At 71.8% G+C, this 24853-nt stretch carries 16 protein-coding genes and 1 pseudogene; 7 read left to right on the top strand and 10 right to left on the bottom strand.

The genetic code is table 11. From position 1 onward, the window contains the following. Positions 1–209: 209 nt before the first annotated feature. Together ACVCAG_RS32945 and mscL are read right to left on the bottom strand one after the other, a co-directional pair. Entirely contained in the window at positions 210–3296 is a 3087-nt protein-coding gene (locus ACVCAG_RS32945) for an AfsR/SARP family transcriptional regulator (protein WP_447191044.1), read from the bottom strand. 135 nt (positions 3297–3431) lie between these two features. Beyond that, on the bottom strand, positions 3432–3860 hold the full coding sequence (gene mscL / locus ACVCAG_RS32940) for a large conductance mechanosensitive channel protein MscL (RefSeq protein WP_440071879.1): 429 nt from the start codon (positions 3858–3860) through the stop codon (positions 3432–3434). Positions 3861–4047: 187 nt separating this feature from the next. Here mscL and ACVCAG_RS32935 point away from each other — a divergent pair, with 187 nt between their 5' ends. From ACVCAG_RS32935 to treZ, 5 genes are all read left to right on the top strand, one after another. Beyond that, positions 4048–7380, top strand: coding sequence for a BTAD domain-containing putative transcriptional regulator (locus ACVCAG_RS32935; protein ID WP_447191043.1), 3333 nt, complete (start codon positions 4048–4050; stop codon positions 7378–7380). Between the two features lie 121 nt (positions 7381–7501). Continuing rightward, positions 7502–7654, top strand: a complete 153-nt coding sequence (locus ACVCAG_RS32930) for a hypothetical protein (protein ID WP_440087203.1) — start codon at positions 7502–7504, stop codon at positions 7652–7654. 239 nt (positions 7655–7893) lie between these two features. After that, on the top strand, positions 7894–9999 hold the full coding sequence (gene glgX / locus ACVCAG_RS32925; protein WP_440087204.1) for a glycogen debranching protein GlgX: 2106 nt from the start codon (positions 7894–7896) through the stop codon (positions 9997–9999). Then, positions 9992–12565 carry a malto-oligosyltrehalose synthase gene (gene treY, locus ACVCAG_RS32920; protein WP_440087205.1) on the top strand — a complete coding sequence of 858 codons (2574 nt, stop codon included), beginning with the start codon at positions 9992–9994 and terminating at the stop codon, positions 12563–12565. Before glgX ends, treY begins: the two co-directional genes overlap by 8 nt. 3 nt (positions 12566–12568) lie before the next feature. Then, the gene (gene treZ / locus ACVCAG_RS32915) at positions 12569–14296 is read left to right on the top strand and encodes a malto-oligosyltrehalose trehalohydrolase (protein ID WP_440087206.1); all 1728 of its coding nucleotides are present in this window, start codon (positions 12569–12571) and stop codon (positions 14294–14296) included. Positions 14297–14374: 78 nt separating this feature from the next. Here treZ and ACVCAG_RS32910 read toward each other — a convergent pair whose 3' ends face one another. From ACVCAG_RS32910 to ACVCAG_RS32900, 3 genes and pseudogenes are all read right to left on the bottom strand, one after another. Continuing rightward, positions 14375–15361, bottom strand: a complete 987-nt coding sequence (locus tag ACVCAG_RS32910) for a YbgA family protein (protein ID WP_440087284.1) — start codon at positions 15359–15361, stop codon at positions 14375–14377. A gap of 132 nt (positions 15362–15493) precedes the next feature. Then, positions 15494–15979, bottom strand: a pseudogene (locus ACVCAG_RS32905) (RNA polymerase sigma factor); the annotation flags it as partial. A 301-nt stretch (positions 15980–16280) separates the two neighbouring features. Then, positions 16281–17246, bottom strand: coding sequence for a MerR family transcriptional regulator (locus ACVCAG_RS32900; RefSeq protein WP_447191042.1), 966 nt, complete (start codon positions 17244–17246; stop codon positions 16281–16283). Between the two features lie 135 nt (positions 17247–17381). Here ACVCAG_RS32900 and ACVCAG_RS32895 point away from each other — a divergent pair, with 135 nt between their 5' ends. Together ACVCAG_RS32895 and ACVCAG_RS32890 are read left to right on the top strand one after the other, a co-directional pair. Beyond that, positions 17382–18728 (top strand): FAD-binding domain-containing protein, encoded by a 1347-nt coding sequence (locus ACVCAG_RS32895; RefSeq protein ID WP_440087208.1) that lies wholly within the window; start codon positions 17382–17384, stop codon positions 18726–18728. A gap of 77 nt (positions 18729–18805) precedes the next feature. Beyond that, positions 18806–19750, top strand: coding sequence for a hypothetical protein (locus ACVCAG_RS32890; RefSeq protein ID WP_440087209.1), 945 nt, complete (start codon positions 18806–18808; stop codon positions 19748–19750). A gap of 84 nt (positions 19751–19834) precedes the next feature. Here ACVCAG_RS32890 and ACVCAG_RS32885 read toward each other — a convergent pair whose 3' ends face one another. The 5 genes from ACVCAG_RS32885 to ACVCAG_RS32865 form a co-directional block, all read right to left on the bottom strand. Then, the gene (locus ACVCAG_RS32885) at positions 19835–20179 is read right to left on the bottom strand and encodes a hypothetical protein (protein ID WP_362844853.1); all 345 of its coding nucleotides are present in this window, start codon (positions 20177–20179) and stop codon (positions 19835–19837) included. Between the two features lie 37 nt (positions 20180–20216). After that, positions 20217–20894: a uracil-DNA glycosylase gene (locus tag ACVCAG_RS32880; protein ID WP_440087210.1), complete on the bottom strand. Its 678-nt coding sequence runs from the start codon at positions 20892–20894 to the stop codon at positions 20217–20219. A 91-nt stretch (positions 20895–20985) separates the two neighbouring features. Next, the gene (locus tag ACVCAG_RS32875; RefSeq protein ID WP_440087211.1) at positions 20986–21861 is read right to left on the bottom strand and encodes an ABC transporter permease subunit; all 876 of its coding nucleotides are present in this window, start codon (positions 21859–21861) and stop codon (positions 20986–20988) included. After that, positions 21858–23498, bottom strand: coding sequence for an ABC transporter permease subunit (locus ACVCAG_RS32870; protein WP_440087212.1), 1641 nt, complete (start codon positions 23496–23498; stop codon positions 21858–21860). The genes ACVCAG_RS32875 and ACVCAG_RS32870 overlap by 4 nt, the downstream gene beginning before the upstream one ends. A 12-nt stretch (positions 23499–23510) precedes the next feature. After that, positions 23511–24842, bottom strand: coding sequence for an extracellular solute-binding protein (locus ACVCAG_RS32865; RefSeq protein ID WP_440087213.1), 1332 nt, complete (start codon positions 24840–24842; stop codon positions 23511–23513). Between the last annotated feature and the right edge of the window lie 11 nt (positions 24843–24853).

Raw genomic sequence — 24853 nt, 5'->3', positions numbered from 1 at the left:
ATCGGGTGATCGACCCGGAGGACGCGCCGGTGGTCTGAGGGCTCACGATGCGCGGGAAGGGTCAGCCCCTGTGTGACCCTGCCAGAGATGAGCCCGCCGTACCCGCTCATCCTCGTACGGATCGTGAAGCCTCGAACGACCACATGATCTCCTGCCATCCGGACGCTACGGAGCCGCTGCATATTTTCCGCATATGCCGGACAAGCCGATCAGGGGCAGCCGGTGATCGACGACCCGAGGAGTCCGGCCAGGTCGTCCGCCTTCGTCCCGTCCCCGATGACGGTGAAGAGCTCGTGGGCCTCACGCCAGCATCTGAGGGCCCTCTCCCTGTCGCCGGCCGCCGCGTGGGCGAGGCCGAGGCTGCGGAGCGCGCCTCCCAGGTACGTCGTCCAGCTGCGGGTCCGCCACAGCGCCACGGACTCCGTCAGGCGCTCGACCGCCCGCGCGTGGTCGCCGTCGGCACGGTCGAGGTCGCCCAGGATCCAGAGGGCGTCGGCCAGGTGGTGGGTGAGGTTGTAGCGGCGGCTGAGCTCCTCCACGGTGACGGCCGTGGGGCGCGCCCGCTCGTCGCCCTCGCCGCTGTAGAGCTTCGCCAGCGTGACCAGGGTCATCGTCTCGGACGCCGGGTCCCGCGCCACCCGGGACATGACGAGGGAGCGGTTGAGACACCGCTCCGCGGGTTCCGGCTGGCCGGTCTCGACGTACGCGAGGCCGAGGAACTGCAGGGACGTCGCCTCGAAGCGCGGGTTTCCCATGGTCTCCGCCACTTCCAGCGCGCTCACCAGGTGCGGGATCGCCGAGTGGACGTCCCGCTGGCCGTGCGTGATACCGAGCGCCAGGTGGGCGCGCGCCCGGCCGCCGAGGTGGCCGGTCTCCTCCGCGAGGCGCAGCGCCGTCTCCGCGGACTCCACGGCCGGTTCGACGAATCCCTGCGCGGCCAGGCCCCAGGCGCACATCACGTGGGCGTCCGACAGCCCGCGCAACTCGCCGGCCTCGGTGAACATCTCCGTGAGCCGGACGGCGTTGTTGTGCAGCGCCACCATGGCGCCGCCCTCGTGCTCGACACCGGTCCAGGTGGTCACGTCGAGCAGCCCGCGCAGCATGACGGCCTCGCCGAGCAGGTTCCCGGCCGTACGGCAGGCCAGCATGGCCCGCTCGTTGAGGCGCCGGCACTCGGAGAAGAACCCGTGGGAGTCGAAGTAGCGTTCGAGGCATCCGGCGAGGTCCCAGGCGAAGTCGTCGAGCTCCAGGACGCAGGCCTGCTCGACGAGACCGGCCAGCGCGGTCCGCTCGGCGTTGAACCAGGCGAGGGGGTCGCGCAGGAGGGACGCGGCGACGTCGCCGGGCAGTGCCCGGCGTGGCGCCGGGCCGTGGAGCACGGCGTAGCAGGCGCCGTGGACGTGCTCCATGGCCTGTTCCGCCAGCCAGAGCCACGCGCCGAACGCCCGGGTCGTCGCGAGCAGGAGTTCGGCCGGTTCCTCCTCGGCCTCCGCGCGCTCGCGGGCGTACAGCCGGACGAGGTCGTGGAAGCGGTAGCGGGCCTGCCCGGTGGCGTCGACCCCGGAGATGGTGACGAGCTGTGCGTCCACCAGCGACTCCAGGTATGTCTCCCCCTCCTCGTGCGGGCGGTCGAGCAGCGTGGCGGGGACCCAGCTCGCGAAGCCGGGGACGTCGAGAAGGCCGAGCAGCCGGAAGGCGCGCCGCGCGTCCGCGGGGAGACCGACGTAGCTCAGGGCCAGGCTCGCCCTGACCGCGCGGTCGCCGACGACCAGCTGGTCGAGGCGCCCGCGCTCGTCGCCGAGCCGCCCGACGAGCCAGGCGATGCTCTGCCGCGGGCGGGCGGCCAGCCGCGCGCCCGCGACGCGCACGGCGAGCGGGATGCGGTCGCACAGCCAGACGAGTTCGGTGGCGGCGGAGAGCTGCGCGGCGACGCGGTCGTGTCCGATCAGCCGCGAGAGCAGCTCCACGGCCTCCTGGGTGCTCAGGACGTCCAGCTCGACCGCTCGCACGCCCTCCAGGCCGGAGAGCCTCGCGCGGCTCGTGACGATCACCGCGCAGCCGGAGACGCCCGGGAGCAGGGGTCTCACCTGCTGCTCGGACGCCGCGTTGTCGAGGACGATCAGGACGTTCGCGCGGGCCAGGCGGCTGCGGTACAGCGCGGCACGGGCCTCGACCGACTCCGGGACGCTCGACCCGGGTACGCCCAGCGCGACGAGGAACCGCCCGAGCACGTCGCCGGGGTGCTCCTGCTCCTCTTCGTGCGCGCCGTGCAGGTCGACGTAGAGCTGTCCCCCGGGAAACCTGTCGGCCAGTTGGTGCGCCACGCGCACCGCCAGGGCCGTCTTGCCGATGCCGCCCATTCCGGTGATGACCGAGACGGTCGTCGCGGAACGGTCGTCCAGCCGCGCGACGAGTTCCCTGACGTGCTGCTCGCGCCCCGCGAAGTCGGCGATGTTCATCGGCAGCTCCGCGGGAGGCTCGCGCGGCTCGGCCGGCCCCCGCTTCGTTCTCGGCTGCTCGTCCCGGTCGTCCTTCGCGAGCACGCTCGCGACGTGCCCGGGGCTCGCCCGCTCCCCGGCCAGGATCAGCCGGTGCAGGTCGCGCAGCCGGTCCCCGGGTTCGACGCCCAGTTCCTCGTTCAGCAGGCGCCGGGTGTCGGCGTACACCGTCAGCGCCTCGGAACTCCGGCCGGCGCGGGTGAGCGCCACCATCAGGTGCGCCCGCAGGCGCTCGCGGAGCGGGTGCGCGTTCACGTGACCGGTGAGCTCGGCGACGAGTTCCGGCTGGAACCTCACCGCGAGGTCGGCCTCGACGCGGTTCTCCAGCGTGGTGAGCCGCAGCTCCTCCAGGCGCGCCGCCTCGCCCGACAGGTCCTCGACGAACCGCAGATCGCCGTAGGCGGGGCCGCGCCACAGCCGCAGGGCCTGGTGGAGGAAGTCCGCGGCCTCGTGGTGGTCACCGTGCAGGAACGCGTCGCGGCCGTTCTTCGCCAGTGACTGGAATCGATGGAAGTCCAGCTCACCGGGGTGCACGACCAGCAGGTAGCCGCCGTGCCGGCGCAGGACCCGCTCGTGGCCCAGGCACTGGCGGAGGCGGGAGGCGTACAGGCGCAGGTTGTTGTCGGCCGTCTTCGGCGGGTGCTCGCTCCAGAGCGCGTCCACGAGCAGGTCGTCGGCCACGGACCGGTTGGCGTGGTGGAGCAGCATCGCGAGCAGGGCCCGCTGCTTGCGTCCGCCCAGGGGAAGCGGCTGGTGGTCGGCTCTCACTTCGACCGGCCCCAGGACGGAGAAGTCCATACCACTCCCCTGGAAGGTTTCGCAGTGGCCAAGTTTGCCCGACCTCCCCCCGACCGTCAATGATCGTTAACGATTCCCGGGGGTCGGAACGGGCCGCGGAACCCGGGAATCCAGGGGGATCCCGCTAGGCGGGCGCTAGGCGGGCGGCCGGTCGGCGGCGGCGACCCGCGACAGCTCCACGGTGCAGAACGCGCAGCGCTTGGCGTCGATCGGGATGTCGCTCAGGCACTCCGGGCATTCCTTCTCGGTGGCCTTCTTGTTCCTGTCGAAGAAACCGATCAGCCGGGTCATCGGCATCACGACCAGCCAGTAGATGACCGCGGCGATGATCAGGAAGCTCAGCAGGTGGTTGATGAAGTCGCCGTACATGAACCGGGAGCCGTTGATCGTGAACACGTACTGCGAGAAGTCCGGATTCCTGCCGCCCGTGATCGCTCCGATCAACGGTGTGATGAGGTCCTTGACCAGTGCCTGCACCAGCCCGCTGAAGGTCGCCCCGACCACGACGGCCACGGCGAGCTCGACGAGGTTGCCCCTCAGCAGGAACTTCTTGAATCCGCCCATCACTCATGTCCTCCACTCGTGAGGACGGTCGGACTACCCCCCTGTCGACGGCCAAACTTCCGTATTTTCCGGGTGTTCCGCAGAAAAGGGACAGTGCCGGAACGTCGCCGCGCGGGGGTGGACGGGCCGGGCGGGGCGGTGAACGCGGAAGGCTACCATCGGCTCAGTTCGTGAGCGAGGCGGTCGGATGGACTTTCGTGTGCTGGGCCCCGTCGGGGTGTTCGCCGACGGAGGGGCGGCGCTGGACATCGGCCCCTACCAGCAGCGGCTGGTGCTGGCCATGTGCGTCCTCGCCGCCCCTCGGCCGGTCGGCCCGAACCGGATGATCGACGCGCTCTGGGAGGGCGACCCTCCTCCGGGGGCGCTCAACACCGTGCAGGCGTACGTCTCCAAGCTCCGCCGCGTCTTCGAGCCGGGCAGGACGAGGAACGTGCCCCCGGTGGTCCTGGTCAGCAGGCCGGGGGGCTACGCGCTGGACGTTCCGGGCGGCGCGATCGACCTGGGCAGGGCGCGGGGGCACGCGGCCGGAGGCAGGAGCCTGGGGGCCGGGGGCGACCACGAGGGAGCGGTCAGGGAGCTGCGGCTGGCGCTGGGGGAGTGGAACGGGGAGCCGCTCGCGGACCTGCCGGACACCTCCTGGGCGGTGGAGGAGAGCGCGCGCCTGGCCGAGCTGCGGCTGACGATCGAGGAGGACCTGGCCGAGGCGGAACTCGCGCTCGGCCGGGGGGCGGCGCTGACGGGCGGGCTGGTCCACCTGGTCGGCGCCCATCCGTTCAGGGAGAGGCTGCGCGTGCTCGCCGCCCACGCGCTCTACCAGGCGGGACGGCAGGCCGACGCGCTCGGCGTGCTCGCCGAGGGGCGCCGGCTGCTGATGGAGGACATGGGGCTGGACCCCGATCCCCGGTCGAGGGAGATGGAACGGCGCATCCTCGGCCAGGATCCCGCGCTGGCGCCCCGCCTCGCGGCGGGGGAGGGAAGGACGGCGGCGCGGGAGGAAGAGGAGGAGAAGGGCACCGGGCTGGTGGGCAGGGACGCCGAGGCGGAGGTGCTGGAACGGGCGGTCGCCGGTGACGGGCACCGGGTGGTGCTGCTCGCCGGGGAGCCCGGCATCGGCAAGACCAGCCTGGCCGAGCACGCCGCCGGGGCCGCGCGGGCCCGCGGCCACCGGGTGGTGTGGGGCCGCTGCTGGGGCGGCACCGGCGCGCCGCCCTTCTGGCCCTGGACGCAGGCCGCGCGGGACCTGGTCGGCAGGGACGGTGAGCTGGCGCGGCTGGCCGGAGCCGGACCCGGACCCGCTGGGCAGGCTGGGCAGGCTGGGCAGGCTGGGCAGTTCGCGTTGTACGAGGCGTTCGCCCGGCTGCTGAACGAGCACGGCCGGGTCCTGGTGGTCCTCGACGACCTCCAGTGGGCGGACACCTCGTCGCTGCGCCTGCTGGAGTTCCTGGCCTCCACCCGGCTCTGTCCCGAGCTGACCGTCGTGGCCACGTACCGCGACACCGACGTACGCCCCGGCGAACCGCTGGAGCACGCCCTCGGCGCGCTGCTGCGGCTGCCGCACGTGCGGCGACTCCTGCTGCGCGGCCTGGCGGAGGAGGAGATCCGCGAGTATCTGGGACGTGCGGGCGCCGACCCCGCGCTGGCCGCGGAGATGGGCAGGCTGACCGCGGGCAACCCGTTCTTCCTGGGGGAGGTGCTGCGGCTGGGGGAGACCCCCGAGGCGCTGTCGGACGTCGTGCGCGGCCGGATGGCCGGTCTGCCGCCCGGCACCGAGGAGGTGCTGACCGTCGCGGCGCTGCTCGGCAGGGAGGCGGCGACCGACGTCCTCACGCGCGTGGCGGGACTGCCCGAGGAGCGGGTCCTCGACATCGTCGACGCCGCCGTGGGGGCCCGGCTGCTGGTCGAGGGGGACGGGCCGAGCTGCCGCTTCGTCCACGACATCGTCCGCGACGTGCTGCGCGAGGCGCTGCCGCCGCTGCGGCGCAGGAGGCTGCACGCGCGGATCGCGGAGGTGCTGGAGGAACGGAGTGGGACGCGCCTGACCGAGATCGCCCACCACTGTCGCGAGGGCCTGCTGAACTCCCGGATGGCGGGCAGGGCCATCGGCTACACCCGGCGCGCGGCGGCCCAGGCGAGCGCGCAGTTCGCCCACGAGGACGCGGTGGAGGGCCTGGAGAGGGCGATCGCGATGATCGACCGGTTGCCGGAGCCCGACGACGCGCTCCGCTGCGACCTCCTGCTCGACCTGGCCGAGGCGCAGGCCGCAGCGGGGATGAGCGCCGCGGCCCATGCCTCGCTGGAGGCCACCGCGGAGATCGCCGAACGGCTCGGCGACGACAACCGGCTGGCCAGGGCGGTGCTGGGGTTCTCCGACCCGATCTCTCTGGCCATGTACGAGGAGATGACCGGCATCGACCGGCTCGCCGGGCGCATCGACCGGGTCCTCGCCTCGGACCTGGCCGCGGACTCGCCGTGGCGGGCCCGGTTGCTCGCCGCCGCCGCGCTGACCGGCTCCACCGTACGGCCCGTCGAGCGGAGCGTGGAGACGGCGGGGGAGGCGGTGCGGTTGGCCCGGCTCGCCGGTGACGAGCCCACCCTGGCCAGGACGCTGATCGTCCTGGAGATCCTGCTGCGCTCCGGCCACGACCACGAGCGCCGCGAGGCGGTCGCCGGCGAGATCGTGGAGATCGGCCGCCGCACCGGTGACCCGGCCGTCGAGTGGATCGGCAGGGAGAACGAGTACGTCGAGCTGACCGCCAGGGGAGCCGCCGGGCGGGCCGCGGAACTGCTGGACCGGCTGCGGGAGACCGCAGAGCGGCTCAGGCTTCCCTCGATGGTCAGCCTGGCCGCCTGGCAGGCCGCGGTCCGGGCCTACCTGTCCGGGAGCTTCGCCGACGCGCTCGCCGCGGCCGACGCGTCCGGCGCGGCCCATCCCGAGGGGGCGCTGGGCCGGGACGACGCGTCGCTGCGGCGGGAGGTGTTCCGCTTCCTGTCCCTGCGGGCGGCGGGCAGGGGCCACGAGCCGGATGCTCTTCATGAGCCGGGCGGGGTTCACGAGCAGGGCAGGGCGGGGGAGGCGCTCGCGCTGGCCGACGAGATGCTGGCCCGCCGTCCGGGCCAGAAGCCCTGGCGGATCCTGCGCTGCCTCGCCCTGATCGACCTGGGCAGGACGGCCGAGGCGCGCGACGCCTTCGCCGAACTCGCCCGCGACGGCTTCGCGGCGATAGGTCCCGAGCTGGCCTACCGGTTCGTCCCGGACGCCGTCAGCGAGATCTGCGCGGCGCTCGGCGACGAGGCGGCGGGGAGCGTCCTGTACGGCAGGCTCGCCCCGCACGCGGGCCGGTTGCTGGGCTGGTCGCTGACCGACCTGTGCCTGGCCAGGCTGGCCCTGCTCGGCGGCGACGCGGACCGGGCGCAGGCCCATCTGTGGGCGGCCGAGGCGTTCGCCGCCGGGGCGGGGCTGCGCGTCTACGGGCCCGCGCTCCGCGCGCTGGGCGAGACGCTCCGCCCGCCGGGGGCGTGATCGGCCGCGACGCCCCGCGGCCCGCGCACCGGCGGGCACGTTTCGCCTGCGACGAGAGGGTTAGGTGGTAAAGGCCTGAGGGCGTCCGTGGCCGGGGGGCCAGGAGGAGCGAGGAGCGTGCATGGCCGTCAATCGTGTGGTGACCGACATCCTGTCCGGCGGTCCGGCCGGGACCACGGTCGTCGCGCCCCCGCGCGACCGGTTCCGTGGCCGGCGCGGCCGCCCGCCGCTCGACCCCGGCGGGCCGGTGGTGGACATCTCCACCCCGGTCTGATCTACGCTCGGTCGACGCACGTCATCGCCAGGATCTGAGATCACCGTCACAGGAGTGGGAATGTGCGCATGGCCACGCGAGCACGGGGCATATTCCTGCACCGCTGGAAGGCGGCGCGTTGACATCCTCCCCCCATCGGCCGAGTTCGCTCAGACTTTCGAGAGAAATCCGCAGTACGGCGTCGTGCCGTGTTCTCTCCTCCGCCTCAAGGCGGAGGTCTCCACGTTCAAGAGGGACTGATGATCGAGATTTGGCCGGGTGACCCCTATCCTCTCGGGGCCACTTACGACGGCGCGGGAACCAACTTCGCGCTTTTCACCGAGGCCGCGGAACGCGTCGAGCTGTGCCTGTTCGACGAGGAGAACAAGGAGACCAGGGTCACCTTCACCGAGTGTGAGGGCTTCGTCTGGCACGGATACCTGCCGGGCGTCGGCCCGGGGCAGCGGTACGGCTACCGCGTGCACGGCCCGTACGACCCGCCCAGAGGGCAGCGGTGCAATCCCGCCAAGCTCCTGCTCGACCCGTACGCCAAGGCGGTCGAGGGGGACGTGAAATGGGACGAGGCGGTGTACGGCTACCGCTTCGGCCATCCGGACAGCCGCAACGACGCCGATTCCGCCGAGTTCGTGCCGCGCTCCATCGTGATCAACCCGTTCTTCGGGTGGGGGCACGACCGGCCGCCGAGCACGCCGTACCACAACACGGTGATCTACGAGGCGCACGTCAAGGGCCTGACGATCAACCACCCGAAGATCCCCGAGCGGATCCGCGGCACGTACGCCGCGATCGGCCACCCGGAGATCATCGATCACCTGACCGCGCTCGGGGTGACGGCGATCGAGCTCATGCCGGTGCACCAGTTCGTCACCGACCACGTCCTCGCCGAGCGGGGGCTGACGAACTACTGGGGCTACAACAGCATCGGGTTCTTCGCGCCGCACAACGCCTACTCCAGCACGGGGCAGCGCGGCGGGCAGGTGCTGGAGTTCAAGGCCATGGTCAAGGCCCTGCACGAGGCGAACATCGAGGTCATCCTCGACGTGGTCTACAACCACACGGCCGAGGGCAACCACCTGGGTCCGACGCTGAGCATGCGCGGCATCGACAACGCCGACTACTACCGCCTGGTCGACAGCGACAAGCGCTACTACATGGACACCACCGGCACCGGCAACAGCCTGTTCATGCGCTCCCCGCACGTGCTTCAGATGATCATGGACTCGCTCCGCTACTGGGTCATCGAGATGCACGTCGACGGCTTCAGGTTCGACCTGGCCTCGACGCTGGCGCGCGAGCTGCACGAGGTCGACCGGCTGAGCGCCTTCTTCGACCTGGTCCAGCAGGACCCGGTGCTGTCGCAGGTCAAGCTGATCGCCGAGCCGTGGGACGTCGGCCCCGGCGGCTACCAGGTGGGCAACTTCCCCGCCAGGTGGACCGAGTGGAACGGCATGTACCGCGACACGATCCGCGACCTGTGGCGGGGCGAGCCCGCCTCGCTGCCCGAGTTCGCGTCCAGGCTGACCGGCTCCAGCGACCTCTACCAGGACGACAGCCGCCGTCCCGCCGCCTCCATCAACTTCGTCACCTGCCACGACGGCTTCAGCCTGCAGGACCTCGTCTCGTACAACAACAAGCACAACGAGGCCAACGGCGAGGACAACCGGGACGGCGCCGACGACAACCGCTCCTGGAACTGCGGCGAGGAGGGGCCCGCCTCGCTGGCGATCGAGTCCCTGCGCGAGCAGCAGAAACGCAACTTCCTGACCACGCTGTTCCTGTCCCAGGGCGTTCCGATGATCTCCCACGGCGACGAGTTGGGCCGTACCCAGCGGGGCAACAACAACGTGTACTGCCAGGACAACGAGCTGAGCTGGGTCGACTGGTCCGACATCAGGGAGAACTGGCTGCTGCTGGAGTTCACCCGGCGGCTGGCCAAGCTCCGTGCCGACCATCCGGTCTTCCGGCGGCGCCGGTTCTTCTACGGGCGGCCGGTACGCGGCTCGGAGGAGAACCTCAGCGACATCGCCTGGCTCACTCCGAGGGGGGAGAAGATGACCGACGCCGACTGGAACGTGGGGTACGCCAAGTCGCTCGCCGTCTTCCTGAACGGTGAGGCCATCACCGAGCCCGACCGCCGGGGCCGGCAGATCGTCGACGACTCGTTCCTGCTGCTGTTCAACGCCCACCACGACGTCATCAAGTTCACGCTGCCCAAGGACTACGGTGAGATGTGGCTGACGGAGATCGACACGGCCATGCCGATCACGGTCGACACCCGGGTCTGCCGGGCCGGAGAGAGCGTGCCGGTCGTCGGCCGCTCGGTGAGGGTGCTGCGCCGTGTCTGATCCCGTGACCCAGCCCGTCCCCGAGCCCGCCCCCGAGCCCGTTCCGCTGGAGCCCGCGCCCGGGATCGTCCCCCCGGAGTCGGTGCCCGAGCCGGGCCCCGCGCCGGGACCCGGGCCCGGCATGCCGCCGGACCCGCTGCCGGAGATCTCGCCCGAGACCCCGCCCGGTGTCGTCCCGCCGCAGGTCGCCCATGAGGAGATCCTGCCGGAGTCCGTTCCCGGGACGAGGACCGGCGTGGACGTCCCCGACCCCCGGGCCCTTCCCGAGGAGGTGCCCGCGCCCCCGCCGCCGCCGGGTTCGTACGCGGTGCCGGTCTCGACCTACCGCTTCCAGCTCACCCCCGACTTCGGGTTCGAGAAGGTGGCCGAGCTGGCCCCGTACCTGCGGGACCTGGGCGTCAGCCACGTCTACCTGTCACCGATCCTGCAGGCCGTGCCGGAGTCGCGGCACGGCTACGACGTGACCGACCACTCGCGCGTCCGCGAGGAGTTCGGCGGCGTCGAGGGGCTGCGGGAGCTGTCGGCGACGCTGACCCAGCACGGGATCGGCATCGTCGTCGACATCGTGCCCAACCACATGACGATCCCGGTGCCCGAGTCGGGCAACGCGCAGCTGTGGTCGGTGCTCAGGGACGGGCGGGACTCGCCGTACGCGTCGTGGTTCGACATCGACTGGTCCGTCGAGGACGGCGAGGACGATGACGTCGGCGGTGTCGGCGGCGGCAAGGTGAACATGCCGGTGCTCGGCGACTCGGGCGAGGTGGTGGCCGACGGCGACGTGCTGCGCTACCACGACCACGAGTTCCCGCTGCCCGACACGCACTACCGGCTCGTCGACTGGCGGCGCGGGCCCGGCTACCGCCGGTTCTTCGACGTGTCCTCGCTGATCGGGGTGCGCGTGGAGGACCCGGAGGTGTTCGACGCCACGCACGCCGTCATCCTCTCGCTCGTCAAGGAGGGGGTCATCCAGGGGCTGCGGGTGGACCACCCCGACGGGCTCGCCGAGCCGCGCGGCTACCTGTCGCGGCTGCGCGAGAAGTCGGGCGTGTGGACCGTGGCGGAGAAGATCCTGGTCGGCTCCGAGCGGTTTCCCGCCGACTGGGAGTGCGACGGCACCACCGGCTACGAGACGCTCAACCGGATCACCGGGCTGTTCGTCGACCCGGCGGGCAGGGAGCCGCTGGTCGAGCTGTTCGCCCAGCAGACCGGGGTGCGGGACGACTACGCCACCGTGGTCCGCGAGTCCAAGGCGGAGGTGCTGAACCTGTTCTTCGGCGCGGAGATCGACCGGCTGCACGCCGTCGTCGGCTCCGACCGGCAGACGCTGGTGGAGCTGCTCGCCGCGATGCCGGTCTACCGGGCCTACGCGGTGCCGGGCGAGCCGGTGCCCGAGACCTCGATCAGGATCGTCGAGGAGGCCGGGCGGGTCGCCGCCGGGCGGCTGCCCGAGGGCGCCCCGGTGGCGGAGGTCGTCGAACGGGTCCTGAACGGGCCCGCCGAGGCGGTCACCCGCTTCCAGCAGACCTGCGGCCCGGTGATGGCCAAGGGGGTCGAGGACACCGCCCTCTACCGCTGGTACCCCCTGTCCTGCCTCAACGAGGTGGGCGGCGAGCCCGACCGGTTCGGCGGGTCGGTCGAGGAGTTCCACGCGTTCTGCCGGGAGATGTCGCCGGGCACGATGACGACGCTCTCCACGCACGACACCAAGCGCTCCGAGGACGTACGGGCCCGGCTCGCCGTGCTGTCCGAGCTGCCGGGGGAGTGGGCGGCGGCGGTCGGCGAGTGGTCCTCGAAGGTCTCCTTCGACCCGGCCCTCGACTACCTGGCCTGGCAGAACCTGATGGCCTCCTGGCCGATCGGGCCCGGCAGGTTCTTCGACTACCTGTTCAAGGCCGCCCGCGAGGCCAAGACCTCGATCTCCTGGGCCACCCCCGACCCGGCCTACGAGCGCGGCATCCGCGACTTCGTCGGCCGGGCCGTCGAGGAGTGCGGCGCCTCGGTCGCGGAGTTCGCCGCGAGGATCGAGCCGTACGCCAGGTCCAACTCGCTGAGCCAGAAGCTCGTCCAGCTCATGATGCCCGGCGTGCCCGACCTGTACTGGGGCAACGAGATCACCGACTTCTCCCTGGTCGACCCGGACAACCGGCGCCCGGTCGACTTCCCGCTGCGCCGCCGGATGCTCTCGTCGGCCCAGGCCCACGCGAGCCAGGCCCACCCGGACGAGCCCCACCCGAGCCCCGCCGCCACCGGCAGCCTGTCGTGGGACGAGGCCAAGCTGGTGGTCACCGCCCAGGCCCTGGACCTGCGGCGGAGGCTGGACCCCGAGGCGCCGTACGTCCCGATCGAGGCCGGGGAGCACGCGATCGCCTTCGCCAGGGGGGAGCGGGCCGTGGCGGTGGCCACCCGGTTGCCCGTCGGCCTGGAGCGGCGCGGCTGGGGGAGCACCACGCTCACCCTGCCGCACGGCACGTGGCGGGACCTGCTGTCGGGTGCCGAGTACACCGGCCGGATCCCGCTGGCCCACCTGCTGTCCATCCACCCTGTCGCGCTGCTGGAAAGGGGCTGACCGATGTTCGAGGTATGGGCACCGCGGGCGACGGCGGTGGATGTGGAGATCGGCGAGGTCCGCTACCCGATGTCGTCCGCCGGAGGCGGCTGGTGGACGGCGGAGGTGCCCGGCGCCGGGCACGGGACCGACTACCGGTTCCGGCTGGACGGGGGCGAGGCGCTGCCCGACCCCAGGACCCGCCGGCAGCCCGAGGGGATCTTCGGGCCGAGCCGGGTCTACGACCACGACCGCTTCGAGTGGGGCGACGCCCTGTGGAAGGGCCGTGACCTGCCGGGTTCGGTCATCTACGAGCTGCACATCGGCACCTTCACCCCCGAGGGCACCTTCGACGCGGCGATCGGCAAGCTGGAGCACCTGGTGGAGCTCGGCGTCGACTTCGTGGAGATCATGCCGGTGCCGCCGGTGCCCGGCGGGCGCAACTGGGGCTACGACGGCGTGGACCTGTGGGCCGTCACCGAGAACTACGGCGGCCCCGACGGGCTCAAGCGCCTGGTGAACGCCTGCCACCGGCGCGGGCTCGGCGTGATCCTCGACGTCGTCTACAACCACCTCGGCCCCTCGGGCAACTTCCTCGCCCCCTTCGGCCCGTACTTCCACTCCAGCGCCTCCTCCTTCTGGGGGCAGGCCGTCAACCTGGACGGTCCCGGCTCCGACGAGGTGCGCGCCTACTTCGTCGGCAACGCGCTGCAGTGGCTGCGCGACTACCACATCGACGGCCTGCGACTGGACGCCGTGCACGCGCTGCACGACGACCGGGCCGTGCACCTGCTGGAGGAGATCGCCGTCGAGACGGAGGCGCTGTCGGCGGCGGTGGGCAGACCGCTCACGCTCATCGCCGAGTCCGACCTCAACGACCCCCGGCTGATGACCCCGCGTGAGGCCGGCGGGTTCGGCCTCGCGGCGGCCTGGAACGACGACGTCCACCACGCCCTGCACGTGGCGGCGACCGGTGAGCGGCACGGCTACTACGACGACTTCTACGGCGCCCTGCCCAAGGTGCTGACCCGCGCCTACTACCACGACGGGACCTACTCGTCCTTCCGGGGGCGTTCCCACGGCCGCCCGGCGTCCCACGTGCCCGGCTACCGCTTCGTCTGCTGCGCGCAGAACCACGACCAGATCGGCAACCGGGCCGAGGGCGACCGGATGGCGCCCGAGGCGCTGCGGCTGGCCGCGGGGCTCCTGCTGACCTCGCCGTTCACGCCCATGCTGTTCATGGGGGAGGAGTGGGGGACGCGGGCGCCGTTCCTGTTCTTCACCGACCACGTCGAGCCGCAGCTGCGCGAGGGCGAGGGCGAGCGGCGGCGGCGGGAGTTCGTCGGCTTCGGCTACGACGACTGGGCGGACAAGGCTCCCGATCCGGGCGAGGAGCTGACGTTCCTGCGCTCCAAGCTCGACTGGAGCGAGCTGGACGACGACGCCCACCGGGCCCACCTCGACTGGTACCGCGCCCTGATCGCGCTGCGCCGCGCCCACCCCGAGCTGACGGACCCGAGGCTGGATCGGGTACGGGTCGACCACGGCGAGTCCTGGCTGGTCGTGCACCGGGGAGGGCTCAGGGTTGCGGCCAACCTCGGCCCGGTCGCGCTCACGGTCAAGCTGGGGACGGGCCGGTTCGCGCCCGGCCACATCCTGCTCGCCTCCGACCCGTCGGCGACCGTGGAGGGGGAGGAGCTGTTCCTGCCTCCTCGCTCGCTCGCGGTGGTGAGGCTGGATCCGGCCCTCTGAGCTTTCCCCGGCCGCTCCCTCGCGGCGGTGAGGGGGCGGCCGTCCGCGGGGAGCCTGTCGTCCGGGCCGGCCGCGGGCTCAGGCCGGCACGTGGTTGCGCAGCCGGAGGTCCTCGGGGTACGGGGAGAAGTACGTCTGGTCCCGCACGTAGCCGGCGGCCAGGCCCTGGGCGTGGTGGCGGATCAGGGTCGCCGGTACGCTCAGCGCCACCCGCCCGGCCTGGTAGGAGGCGATGACCTCGGCCAGGTCGGCCCGGCGCACCGGGTCGAGCGCGTCGCCCACCATGCCCACGCAGTGCTGCAGGACGTTGACGTGCCGGCCGATGCTGGCCTTGGCGGCGAGCGCCGTGCCGAAGACGCGGGCGTAGTCGGCGGCCAGCTCCTCACGGGGCCTCGTGCCCGCCTGGGCCACCACCCTGCCCGCCTCCCGGAAGGCCGCGGGGTTGTGGGCCAGCAGTTGCATCTTGTGCCGGGCGTGGAAGGACACCAGGTCACGAGGGCGCCAGTCGCTCTCCAGCAGCGCGCGGAGCCGGGCACGGGCGAAGACCCGTTCCACGAAGGTCTCGCGGAGCAGGGCGTCGTTGAGCCGTCCCTCGTCCTCGACGGGCAGCAGCGGATGGGTGCCGAGCACCGCGGCCGCGAACACCCCCGTGCCCTTGTGGTCCACGGTCGTGCCCCCGGCGTGGACGGGGATGCCGTGCACCCCGCAGCTGGGGCTCCTGGACTTGAGGACGTAGCCGTCCACCTCGCGCAGGGCCGGAGCACGTTCTTCGGCGAGGGCGGTCATCCTGTCGGTGAGGTCCACCCGGCTCTTCCTGGAGACCAGCCGCGTACCGTCCGGTGAGAGCTCCAGGCGGAGGGTCTCGCGCGGGCTGCCGAGGCCGATCTCCATCTCCGGGCAGATGTGCACCCACTCGACGTGTCTGTCGAGCTCGCCGTTGAGGAACCGGTTGCGGCTGTGCCCGCCGTCGAACCGGACCGGCTCGCCCATCAGGCAGCTGGACACCGCGATTCTCGGTCTGACGACCTGCTCGCCCGTCTCGTCGATCCGGCCGGTTCCGTGCATGGTGCCCACCTTGTCCATCGCGCCGATCGCGCCCGTACCGTCCGCGCCACGCGCGGCGGCCACTTCACCCCGGCGGGGTTCGGCGTGCAGGCCGCCCGTCGAGGCCGTGCCGAGGATGCCGGACAGGCGGCGCAGGCCGCGTGCCGTACGTGCCTTGATCGTGCCGAGCGGGACGCTCAGCCTCTCGGCGATCTCCCGCTGGGTCAGGTCGCCGTAGTAGGCGAGCTCGATCGCCTGGCGCTGCGGTGCGGGCAGCTCGGCCAGCGCCCGCTGCACCTGGTCGCGCTCCGCCAGCCCGTCACCGTCGGTCCGGCCGTCGGCTCCGGTGCGGTCCGCGACGACGTCCAGCGGCACCGTTTGCAGGGTGCGGATCCGCAGCTGGTCGACCGCCCGCTTGTGGGCGATGCCGAGCATCCAGGCGGGGAGGCTGCGCGCCGGGTCGAAGCGGTGCCTGGAACGCCAGACCTCCACGAACACGATCTGCTGAAGATCGTCGACATCCTGCGGGCGAACGAACCGCCGCAGGTAGGAACGGACGAGGGGTCCGTGGACCTGGAAGCACTCGACCAGCGCCGCCTCGTCGCCCGCGGCGAACCGGGTGTTCAGGGGGTCTGTCATGATGCCTCCTCTTACCGAGAAAAGCTACTCAAAACTTATTCATACTCGCTCAACGGCCGTGATCGCAAGCGAGCGGCACGGAGGTGCCCGCAGGTGCGTGGGCGGGGAGAGGTGGCGCGAGACGGCCTGGGACGGCCTGAGGCGGCCTGAGGCGGCCTGAGGCGGCGGGGGCCGGGCAGGCGGAACGGCGGGGGGAGCGGGCCCGGGGGCCGGTGGTGCGCCTGGCCGATCGGGAGAGGAGGAGGCGCCCTTCAGGAGGGTCGGAGGTGTGCCGGGAGGGGCGAGGCGTGCCGGGAAAGGATCAGGCCAGGGCGGCGGCCGTGACGCGGGTGATCGCGTCCTGGAACGACGCGACGCGCGGGATGGACGCGGGCAGGCCCTCCCACCAGCCCGTGCCGCCGGCGACGACCAGGCTCGGCGGGCGGAGCACGGGCAGCGACACGAGCGGGGCGGGGTCCCCGGTCTCGGGCAGCTGGGACCAGACGAAGACCACCGAGGGCCCCAGCCGCCGCATCGCGTCCGCCAGCGCCGGGTACGGGGTCCGGGCGCCCAGCACCCGGGTCTCCACCTGATGTTCGATGGTCAGCGCGGCGGCGAGCGCGTAGATCGGCAGGCTGTGCAGGTCGTTCTCGGCGCAGGCGAGCAGCACGGGACGCGGGCCGGCCGGCCGGGCGGGACGTTCGGTGAGCCCGATCAGCGCGGCCATCAGCCGGTCGGAGAACAGGTGCTCGACCTCGATGCTCGCCCCGCTCTCGGACTGGCGCCTGCAGATCGTCTCGAAGACCGGCATCACCAGGCGCTCCCAGGTCCACAGCACGCCGTGCCTGGCCAGCGCCGCGCCGATCCAGTCGTGCACGGCCCCGCTGTCCAGCATCATCGCCGCCCGCGCCAGCATCGCCACCGTCGGCACGCCCGGCCGCCGATCGGCCGTGAGGGACGGGATCCCCTTCGGGGTCGGCCACTCGGGTTCCCGCTCCCGCTCCCGCTCCGCAGGAGGCGCGGGGGGGACGACCTCGATCCGCAGGACCCTCCGTGCCGCGTCGGAGGCCGGAATCCCGCTCCTGATGAGCCGGTTCATCTCCTCCAGACGCCACAGGTCACGGGCGTCGTAGCGCCGGTGTCCCCCCGGGCTCCGGCGGCTCGGGCCCACGCCGTAACGTAGGTTCCAGGTCCGCAGCGTGGGGGCGGGTACTCCGAGGCGCCGTGCGACGGCTCCGATGCCGTATCCGGGCTCCTCGTCGGCTACCACTTGACGCTGCTCGTCCATCTCATCCCATTTCGAGCCTGCTATGTGCGGTACCAGCGTGACAGGCGAGGGGAGCGGTCGCTCCCTGAACGTTCTTTCGAGTTCCGGGCCTTTGGCGGACGCAACCGACGGAGCGTTACCGGGCGAAGGAAAAACGTGACCGATACTGTGATCGTTTTGTTCAGCCGCGACCTCCGGGTGCACGACCACCCGGCGCTCGCCGCGGCGTGCGAGCGCGCACGTCATGTCATACCGCTCTTCGTCTCCGACCCCGCCATTCCCTCGGGAAACCGCGGGGGGTTCCTCGCCGAATGTCTCGCCGACCTGCGTGGATCGCTCCGCGAGCGGGGTGGCGAGCTGGTCGTGCGCCACGGCGACCCGGTCGCCGAGACGATGCGCCTGGCGGAGGAGACGAAGGCCCAGGCCGTCCACACCAGCCTGGACGTCAGCACCCTCGCGCGACGCAGGCAACGGCGCCTGGCCGAGGAGTGCGAGCGCCTCAGGACGGCGTTCCGGATGTTCCCCGGCCTGACGATCGTACCCCCCGACGCCCTGAGACCGACGGGCGGAGGTGACCACTACCGGGTCTTCACGCCCTACCTGCGGGCCTGGGCCCGGCAGCCGCGCAGGGAGGTGCTCAAGGCCCCCGACATGGTGCACGTCCCCGGCGGCCTGAGGGCCGGGAAGCTGCCCGAGCCGGGGCGTGAGCCGTACGAGCTGTTCAGGGGCGGCGAGAAGGCCGGGCGCCGGAGGATGGAGCAGTGGCTGAAGCACTGCGTGGAGGACTACGCCGACGGCCACGACGACATGGCGGGCAACCGCACCTCCAGGCTCAGCCCCTACCTGCGCTTCGGCTGCGTCTCGCCGCTGGAGCTGGAGGCGCTCGCCAGGGAGGCGGGGGGCGCGGGTGACGCGAGGGACGTGGGGGAGGTGGAAGAGGAGGGCGAGGACCGCAGGGGGGCCGACGAGTTCGTCAGGCAGCTGTGCTGGCGTGACTTCTTCTACCAGGTGACACGGGCCTTCCCGCGCGTCAACCGGGACGACTACCGGCCGCGCGGGCACGAGTGGCGCGACGACGACCACGCGGCGCAGGCGTGGAAGGCCGGCATGACCGGGGTTCCGATCGTGGACGCCGGGATGCGGCAGTTGCTCACCGAGGGCTGGATGCACAACCGTGCGCGCCTGATCGTGGGCTCGTTCCTCGTCCGGCGGCTGGGCGTCGACTGGCGCGTCGGCGCCGACCACTTCTTCGACCTGCTGCTCGACGGCGACGTCGCCAACAACTACGGCAACTGGCAGTGGGTGGCGGGGACCGGCAACGACACCCGGCCCAACCGGCCCGTCAACCACATCCGGCAGGCCAAGAGGTACGACCCGGACGGCGAGTACGTCCGCCGTCACGTCCCCGAACTCGACGCCGTGCCCACGCGGATGATCCACGAGCCCTGGAGGCTCCCCTCGGGCGTCCCGGGCTATCCGGCGCCCCTGGTGTCCATGGGCTGAGCCCGGCCGGGCGGGGGCCGTGAGCGATGATCCGGGGAGGTTCGGAACGAATCGTCCTCCCCGCGCGTCGCACAGGTGTGACCCCCTATGACAACGCCGCCGACGCCCTGCTCGCCGCCCGCGAACGGGTGCGCCGGCTCGAACAACTGACCAGCAGGCGCGAGGCGGTGGCCGTGCAGCTCGACGAGGTCGGGGCGCTCCTGGGCGACCTTGAGGAGCAGCTCGCCAAGGAGGAGCGGGACGTCTCCAAACTGGAGGGCGGCGGCTTCGCGGCCCTCCTGTCCGGGCTCACCGGGTCCAGGGAGGAGCGGCTCGCCAGGGAGCGCGCCGAGGCGCTGGCCGTACGGCAACGCCTGGACGGCCAGCGCAACCGCCTCGAATGGCTGAACGCCGACCGGGCGGCCGTCGACGAGGGGCTCGCCGGGCTGGGGACGGCGCGGGAGGAGTACGACGCGCTGCTGGAGCGGGAGGAGCGCCGGCTGGTCGCCTCCGGCGCCCACGAGGGTCGTGAGCTGGTCGAGATCGGCAACCGCCTCGCCGACACCCGCGCCGGCCTCGTGGAGCATCAGGAGGCCCACCAGGCCGGGGTCGACGCGCTCCACGGGGTCGGCGAGGTCCTGCGCTGCCTCGGCGGCGCCCGTGGCGCCTCCAGGTGGGACATGCTGGCCGGGGGCGGCTTCGCGGACATGGTGGAGCACGGCCACCTGCGCAACGCGGACGAGGCCGCCTGGCACGCCCAGCAGCTGCTGGACACCTTCTCCAGGGAGCTCGTCGACATCGGCGTGCACGTCACCCCGAAGCTTCCCAAGGTGGACACCCGCTGGTTCGCCGACATGTTCTTCGACAACATCATCACCGACGCGATCAAGCACCACCGGATCGCGGAGACCGGCGCGGCCGTCGCGGACGTCGCCGAGTGGGTGAGGCGCACGGTCGACGGTCTGGACCTTCGCCTCGAAGAGCTGGCCCGGCAGCGGGACGCCCTGGTGGCCCGCCGCGAGAAGGTCATCGTCACCGGCTGAGGCGCGGGCCTTCCCGGTGGGCCCCGGCGGTGAAGAGCCCCGGCAGTGAAAAGCCCCGGCGGTGATCGTCTCAGTGCCGTGGTCTCAGTGCCTGTGGTCGTGGCCCGCGTGGTCGTCGTCCTCATCCTCGTCCGAGGGGCCGTCGGAGGGCTCGACGCCCAGCACGGCCTCACGGGGCTCGATCTGGTCGACGTGCTCGATCAGGCCCAGGACGTGGTCCGGCTCGATCAGCCACTGCAGCGCGCTGGCGCCGGTGTCGTCGGCCGAGACCAGCTCGGCCTGCTCCTTACGCTCGTCGTCGTCCAGATCGGCGTCAGGGTGGTTGATCTCCTTCAGCGCGGCGGTTTGCAGGGCGGCGAGGTCCTGCACCTCCACGGTCAGCTCAACGGTCAGACGCAGATAGCGTTCGGTGCCCGATACATCACTCATGGTGTAAATCCTAGTGCCTGGGTGGGGTGAGAACTGCCTAGGGGAGCTTCCACTCCACGGGGCCCGCGCCCTGCTGCTCGAGAAGCTCGTTCGTCCTGCTGAACGGGCGGGAGCCGAAGAAGCCGCTGCGGGCCGACAGGGGGCTGGGGTGGGCCGACTCGATGGCCGGGGTGGACCCGAGCATCGGGCGCAGATTGCGGGCGTCGCGCCCCCACAGGATCGCCACCATCGGCTTGTCGCGGGCGACGAGGGCCTTGATGGCCTGCTCGGTGACCTCTTCCCAGCCCTTGCCTCGGTGCGAGGCGGGCTTGCCCGGCATGACGGTGAGCACCCTGTTGAGCAGGAGCACGCCCTGCTCGGTCCAGGGGGTCAGGTCGCCGTTGCTCGGCATCGGCAGCCCGAGGTCCTCGGTGAGCTCCTTGTAGATGTTGCGCAGGCTGCCCGGGATCGGGCGCACGTCCGCGGCCACGGAGAAGCTCAGGCCGATCGGGTGCCCCGGCGTGGGGTACGGGTCCTGGCCCACGATCAACACTTTGACCTGGTCGAAGGGCTGCTGGAAGGCCCGGAGCACGTTGGCGCCCGCGGGGAGGTACTGCCGGCCTTCCGCCACCTCCTTCCGGAGGAACTCGCCCATCTCGGCGATCTTCTCGGCGACGGGTTCGAGGGCCTTGGCCCACCCGGCTTCCACGACTTCGTTCAAGGGGCGTGCGGCCATGTGCAGGACCCTATCGAGGTTTTAGGCCCGGTACGGCGCGTGCTGGAAAGTGTTGGAAATCAGCGTGTCGCACCGGGCCTGCCCCTGTGACTCACTTCACCGAACCGGCCATCATCCCCTGGACGAAATACCGCTGGAAGGCGAAGAAGAGGATCAACGGGATGATCAGCGACAGGAAAGCTCCTGGCGCAAGAATGTCCACGTTGGTCCCAAACTGCCGCATCTGGGACTGCAGGGCCTTGGTCATCGGCTGGTTCTCGGTGTTGGCGAAGACCAGCGAGACGAGCAGGTCGTTCCAGACCCAGAGGAACTGGAAGATCCCGAGTGAGGCGACCGCCGGCTTGGCCAGCGGGAACACCACGGTGGAGAAGATCTTCCATTCCCCCGCGCCGTCCATCCGCGCCGCCTCCAGCAGCGAGCGTGAGATGCCCGCGAAGAAGTTGCGGAGCAGGAAGATGGCGAAGGGGAGTCCGAAGGCGACGTGGAAGAGCACCACGCTCACGATGGAGCCGAAGATCCCGGCGGAGCCGTACAGCTTCGCGATCGGGATGAGCGCGATCTGGGTCGGCACCACCAGCAGGCCGACCACCACCAGGAACAGCGCGTCCCTGCCGGGAAACTCCATCCAGGCGAACGCGTACGCCGCCATGGCGGCGATGCCGATCACCAGGACGGTCGAGGGCACCGTGATGAACACGGTGTTCCAGAACGACGCGGTGAACCCGGTGGCCAGCAGGTCGGAGTAGTTCTTGAAGGTCAGCTCGGCCGGCTTGGTGAGGACCGTCCACCAGCCGGTGGAGTTGTTGGCCGTCTCGTCGCGGATCGAGACCACGAACAGGCCCAGGGTGGGAACCAGCCAGAACAGGCCGATCACCACCAGTACCGCCTGGACCAGGCCGCCGCCCAGCCGGTCCACGATCCTGCCGAGGGCGCTGCGGGGCGGGGCGCCAAGGGTGGAGGTCGTCACTGGTTGTCCCTCCTGAACCGGCGGATGTTGATGATCATGAAGGGCAGGACGAGGACCAGCAGGAAGATGGCGAGCGCGCTGCCCAGCCCCTGGTTGCTGCCCCCGCCGAACGAGACCCGCCACATCTCCAGCGCGATCACGTTGGCCTGAGGCTGCACCGATCCCGGCGCGATGACGAAGACCAGGTCGAAGACCTTCAGGGTGTTGATGATCATTGTGACGAACACGACGAGCAGCACCGGGGCGAGCAGCGGAACGGTGATCTTGCGGAACACCTGCCACTCGGTGGCGCCGTCGATGCGGGCCGCCTCCAGCGCGTCCCGCGGGATGGCCGCGAGCCCGGCCGCGATCAGCACCATGGCGAACCCGGCCCACACCCAGATGAACGCGCCGATGATCGCCGGGGTGATCAGCGTCGGGCCCAGCCAGGGGATACCGCCGAAGGCCGCGTCGAAGTTCGACTGCGGCAGCCGCACCTGGTACTCGCCGGGAGCGAGCCCGGTGAAGCGGAAGGTGCCGTCGGCCCCGCTGGTGGCGGTGGCCTTGACGGCGCCGTTCTGCACCGCCTCGACCGTCATCCCGGCCAGGGCCTTCTCGGTGCCGTCCACCTGGTTGGGCGCGCCGCCGCCGCCCTGGGTGAAGTCGAACCAGACGGTCCCGGCCAGCTCGCCGGGGCCCGGCTGGGCCGCCTTCGCCGTCGAGGCCGAGGCGAGGGTGGCGGGCTTCACGCCCACGAGCGGCAGGAGCACCGCCTGCCCGGGCTGCGCGGGCCGCTTGGCCACCACCCCGCCGCCCTGCCCGGGGGCGACCGGGGACTGGTCGTTCTCCCTGGGACGGGCGTCCGGATAGCCCTGGTCCGAGCCGAAGAGACCGGTCACCGAGGTGATCACGGCGTTGGCCACGCCCCGGTCGGGGGCCTGCTCGTAGACCAGGCGGAAGATGACGCCGGAGGCCATCAGTGAGACGGCCATCGGCATGAACACGACCAGCTTGAACGCGGTCGCCCAGCGGATCCGCTCGGTCAGCACCGCGAAGATGAGACCGATCACGGTGACCAGGGCGGGAGCCACCGCGACCCAGATCAGGTTGTTCCTGATCGTGGTCAGGGTGGAGGAGTCGCTGAAGATCGTCGCGTAGTTGTCCGCCCCGACGAAGGTGCCGCCGCTGGCGTCGTAGAGGCTCCGGAAGATCGAGTAGATGATCGGGTAGATCACCATCACGCCGAGCACGAGCGCGCCCGGCAGCAGGAACCAGAGCGCCAGCGTCGGCGGAGGCCCCAGCCGGGAGGCCCCGGCGGGTATCACCGCCGGCGCCGCCGCGGGCGCCGCGGCCCCGGCGGTCGCGAGCTCCGGCTCGGCGACGGGCTCGGCGACCGGCGCGGCGGGGTCGTCCGACCTGACGTCGGCCAGGGCCGGGTGGCCGTCCCCCTCGCCGGAGGCCGTCGCCCCGGAGGGCTCAGGGGCCTCCGGGGCCGCGGCGGCCGGAGTGCCGGTCGTACGGGGCTCCGGGGTGGGTTCCGGAGTGTGGGCGGGGCCGGCGTCCTGCGCCGGCCGCTGGGTGTCGTCCGGTCCGGAGGAGGGGTCGCGGGCGGCGTCGCCGCCACGCGAGCCCTGCGGGCCGTCTAACCGATCGGTCACGGCCGCTCCCCCTTACTTCCAGGCCTGCTTGGCGGCGTCTTCGAGCTTGGCCTGGATGCCCTTGACGTCCGAGGGATCGCGGACGAAGTCCTGCAGGTACTTCCACTCGGCCTTGCCGTCGGTCCCGCCGAAGGCGCTGGGCGCGAGGTCGGACATGTCATAGCGGACGGCGTCGCCGGCGGCGATGATCGTCTCGGCGAGCTTCTTGGTCAGCTCGTCCGGGTAGTTGTCGGGCGAGACGTTGCGGTTGGGAGAGAGGTAGCCGGGGAGCTTCGCCCAGACCTCGCCGCCCTCCTTGGAGGCGAGGAACTCCAGCAGCGCCATCGCGCCCTTGGAGTCCTTCAGCGCCACCGCGATGTCGCCGCCCAGCACGACCGGCTCGGTCTCACCGGCCTTCGGGAACGGGAAGTACTTGGCCTCCTCGCCGAGCTTCGCGCCCGACTGCTCGGCCGTGACGCCCACGAAGTCGGCCTCGATGACCATCGCCGACTTGTCCTGGCCGTAGACCTGGGTCACGCAGGTCGGGAAGTCGGTCTGCAGGGCGCCGGCGGAGCCGCCGAGCAGGAACTCCTTCTTGCCGACGAGCTGCGCGATCTTCTCCAGCGCGGTGGTCACGCTGGGGTCGGTCCACGGGATCTCGTGCTTGGAGAGCTTGGTGTAGTTCTCCGGGCCCGCGGTGGACAGGTAGACGTTCTCGAACAGGTCGGTCAGGGTCCAGCCGGAGGCGCCGCAGAGGGAGAACGGCGGGGTGCCGGAGTCGGCGACCGTCTGGGCGGTCTTGATCAGGTCGTCCCAGGTGGCCGGCGGCGTCGCGCCGGCGTCCTGGAAGGCCTGGTCGCGGTACCAGATGAGCGACTTGTGGGCCGCCTTCACCAGCACGCCGTAGGACTGGCCGTCGGCGGAGCCGAGTTCCTTCCAGTACGGGGTGTAGTTGTCGTCGATCTGCTTCAGGACCTCGGCGGTGAGCGGCTTGAGCGCCTTCTGGTCCGCGTACTGCTGGACCAGGCCGGGCTGGGGCAGGATCGCGACGTCCGGCGGGTTGCCGCCCTCGATGCGCGGGCCGAGGTAGGCGCCGGTGTCCTCGCCGGTGGAGGCGTAGGTGACCTTGGCGCCGGTCTTCGCCTGGAACGCCTTGAGCACCGCCTCGAAGTTGGCCTGCTCGGCGCCGGTCCACTTGGCGGCGACCTCGACGGTCACCCCTTCGAGGGTCTTGGCGGCGGCCGGCGCCGACGCGGACGCGCCGCCGCTCGTGGTCGGTGCCGGGGTGGCCGACTCGCCGCCGCCACACGCGGCGAGTGCCAGAGCGAGTCCCGCCGTCGTCACCGCGGCAATGGTTCTGCGCATGCTGAACAGAC

This window comes from Streptosporangium sp. G12 (genome assembly GCF_052983175.1).
The sequence above is the reverse complement of the archived record's forward strand: the minus strand, read 5'-3'. Positions and strand labels throughout refer to the sequence as shown.

Excerpts from the sequence above, each read along its gene's own strand:
- ACVCAG_RS32880 (WP_440087210.1), bottom strand. The coding sequence starts at position 20,894 with ATGGCCGCACGCCCCTTGAACGAAGTCGTGGAAGCCGGGTGGGCCAAG.
- ACVCAG_RS32885 (WP_362844853.1), bottom strand. The coding sequence starts at position 20,179 with ATGAGTGATGTATCGGGCACCGAACGCTATCTGCGTCTGACCGTTGAG.
- ACVCAG_RS32910 (WP_440087284.1), bottom strand. The coding sequence starts at position 15,361 with ATGCACGGAACCGGCCGGATCGACGAGACGGGCGAGCAGGTCGTCAGA.
- ACVCAG_RS32900 (WP_447191042.1), bottom strand. The coding sequence starts at position 17,246 with ATGGACGAGCAGCGTCAAGTGGTAGCCGACGAGGAGCCCGGATACGGC.
- ACVCAG_RS32865 (WP_440087213.1), bottom strand. The coding sequence starts at position 24,842 with ATGCGCAGAACCATTGCCGCGGTGACGACGGCGGGACTCGCTCTGGCA.
- glgX (WP_440087204.1), top strand. The coding sequence starts at position 7,894 with ATGATCGAGATTTGGCCGGGTGACCCCTATCCTCTCGGGGCCACTTAC.
- ACVCAG_RS32935 (WP_447191043.1), top strand. The coding sequence starts at position 4,048 with ATGGACTTTCGTGTGCTGGGCCCCGTCGGGGTGTTCGCCGACGGAGGG.
- mscL (WP_440071879.1), bottom strand. The coding sequence starts at position 3,860 with ATGGGCGGATTCAAGAAGTTCCTGCTGAGGGGCAACCTCGTCGAGCTC.
- ACVCAG_RS32930 (WP_440087203.1), top strand. The coding sequence starts at position 7,502 with ATGGCCGTCAATCGTGTGGTGACCGACATCCTGTCCGGCGGTCCGGCC.
- treZ (WP_440087206.1), top strand. The coding sequence starts at position 12,569 with ATGTTCGAGGTATGGGCACCGCGGGCGACGGCGGTGGATGTGGAGATC.
- ACVCAG_RS32945 (WP_447191044.1), bottom strand. The coding sequence starts at position 3,296 with ATGGACTTCTCCGTCCTGGGGCCGGTCGAAGTGAGAGCCGACCACCAG.